This window comes from Iodidimonas nitroreducens (genome assembly GCA_000710935.1).
GTDB classification, from domain to species: domain Bacteria; phylum Pseudomonadota; class Alphaproteobacteria; order Sphingomonadales; family Rhodothalassiaceae; genus Iodidimonas; species Iodidimonas nitroreducens.
Genome location: BAYV01000049.1, coordinates 1 through 857, shown reverse-complemented (window position 1 = coordinate 857; position 857 = coordinate 1). Strand labels below are relative to the sequence as shown.

1 protein-coding gene is annotated in these 857 nt (G+C 59.4%); it reads left to right on the top strand.

The features are described from left to right. Positions 1–857, top strand: an 857-nt coding sequence (locus AQ1_RS12165) for an Ig-like domain-containing protein (protein WP_042087719.1), incomplete at both ends; no start/stop codon positions are given.

Genomic DNA, 857 nt, shown 5'->3' with positions numbered 1-857 from the left:
GATCCTGCGCAGGAATTTTCCGGCACCATTCACAACATTCAGATCTTTGATGGGGTGCGCAGCGCCGGGGATATTGCAACCGATGCCGCAGGCGGGGTTGCCACCGGCGATCCGGCTTTGGCGATGGGCTTTGATTTTGCCGGTACCAGCCCCCTTGTGGATACCTCGCCAGCCGGGCAGGGGATCACCCTTGGCGGCGGTGCGATTTTGGGCAATGGGGCCTTTGTTGCCAATTTTGATGCCAGCGATATCGATAGCGATAATCTCGTTTTCTCGATCATCGCGGGCAATGATGATGGGGCTTTCATCATCGATCCGATCACCGGGGTGATCACCGCCAGCGATGGCAATGCCGCCGATGAAGGCACGCGCAGCCTTGTGGTGCGGGTGGAAGATGGGGATGGCGGCTTTGCCGATCAAACGCTCCTTCTTTCGCCATCCGAGGCGAATATGTCCCCGGTGGCGGTGGATGCTCGCGTGGAATCGCAGGAAGATGGTCCGGCGGTCGATGGTCTTCTCAGCGCTACGGATGGCGATGGTGATGCTCTGCGTTATAGCCTGCTCGATGGGCCGGATGAAGGCTCGGTGGTTGTGAATGCGGATGGCAGTTTCAGCTTTGATCCCGGTGCCGATTTTCAGGATCTGGGGGTGGGGCAATCCCGTGATGTCAGCTTCAGCTATCAGGTGGATGATGGCAAGGGCGGGGTGGATAGCGCGATCATGACCGTGCGGGTGACCGGCACCAATGATGCGCCGGTGATCCGCCTTCAGGGGGAAGAGGCGGATGGCCTTTCCCTGAACAATGATGGCCGCACAGGCGATGCGGCACTGTTTTCTGATGTGGATCTGGCAGGCGA